Genomic DNA, 1,561 nt, shown 5'->3' on the forward strand with positions numbered 1-1,561 from the left:
GGTAAGGGCGGTGTCGGAGGGGTCGGTGGTGTCGGGGGCAACGGCGGTACCGGTACCGACAACAGCGCCAACCCGGGAGTGGCCGGCGGCGCCGGCGGCACGGGTGGCGCGGGCGGTATCGGTGGTGCCGCTGGTGTCGGCGGGTCCGGATCGAGCACCGGCGCCTCGGGCAGCGCCGGTGACGGCGGGACTGGCGGCACCGGCGGTACCGGGGGTAGGGGTGGCGCCGGGAGCACCGGGCTGGCCGGCGGCGGCGCTGGTGGTCAGGGTGCCGCTGGCGGTCAGGGCGGCCAGGGCGGCGCCGGCGGCGCGGCTGGTTCCGGTGGCGGCGGGCAACAAGGCGCTGGGGGTCAGGGCGGTGTCGGCGGCGTTGGTGGCGTAGGCGGCGGCGGTGGCGTCGGCACCGACAACAGCGCCAACCCCGGCGTGGCCGGCGGTGCGGGCGGCACCGGCGGTGTCGGGGGCACCGGCGGCGCGGCCGGCCTCGGGGGCTCCGGCTCGACTGTCGGCGCTTCGGGCACCGCTGGTGATGGCGGGCTCGGCGGCGGCGGCGGTGTTGGCGGCAGGGGCGGCGTCGGGAGCACCGGGCTCGCCGGTGGCGGTGCTGGTGGTCAGGGTGCCGCTGGTGGCCAGGGCGGCCAGGGTGGCGCCGGCGGCGCGGCTGGTTCCGGCGGCGGCGGGTTGCAGGGCGCTGGGGGTCAGGGCGGTGTCGGTGGGGTCGGCGGCGTCGGTGGCCATGGCGGAACCGGCATCGATAACAGCGCCAACCCGGGCGTGGCCGGTGGCGCGGGTGGCACCGGCGGCGTCGGCGGCGTCGGTGGTGCGGCCGGCCTTGGTGGCTCGGGGTCGAGCACCGGAGCGGCGGGCACGGCTGGTGACGGCGGCGTCGGCGGCGTCGGCGGGACCGGCGGTCGCGGTGGCGCCGGAACCACTGGGACCAGCGGCGGCGGTATTGGTGGCCAAGGCGCAGCGGGTGGCGACGGCGGCCAGGGCGGTGCCGGCGGCGCAGCTGGTGCCGGTGGAGGCGGGCAGCAAGGAGCCGGCGGTCAGGGCGGTATCGGTGGGGTCGGCGGCGTCGGCGGCCACGGCGGAACCGGCGTCGATAACAGCGCCAACCCCGGCGTCGCCGGTGGCGCGGGCGGTGTCGGCGGCGTGGGCGGTACCGGTGGTGCGGCCGGCCTTGGCGGCTCGGGGTCGAGCACCGGAGCGTCCGGCGCTGCCGGTGATGGCGGGGTAGGTGGCGTCGGTGGGGCCGGGGGTCGCGGCGGCGCCGGCAGCCTTGGTGCCAGCGGCGGCGGTGTTGGTGGCCAAGGCGCAGCGGGTGGCGACGGCGGCCAGGGCGGTGCCGGCGGCGCGGCTGGTTCCGGTGGCGGTGGCCAGCAAGGAGCCGGCGGGCAAGGTGGTGTCGGCGGCGCCGGCGGAACCGGCGGCCACGGCGGTGTCGGCACCGACAACAGCGCCAACCCGGGCGTGGCCGGCGGTGCGGGTGGGGTTGGTGGTGTCGGCGGCACCGGCGGCGCGGCCGGTCTCGGCGGCTCCGGCTCGACTGTCGGCGCGTCGG

The 1,561-nt window shown here is 79.8% G+C and carries 1 protein-coding gene; it reads left to right on the top strand.

Annotated features, from left to right (window positions below):
* A partial coding sequence (locus tag AO501_RS40720; RefSeq protein ID WP_197419848.1) for a hypothetical protein occupies positions 1-1,561 on the top strand: 1,561 nt, incomplete at both ends.

The sequence above is a fragment of the Mycobacterium gordonae genome (genome assembly GCF_001417955.2).
GTDB classification, from domain to species: Bacteria; Actinomycetota; Actinomycetes; order Mycobacteriales; family Mycobacteriaceae; genus Mycobacterium; species Mycobacterium gordonae_B.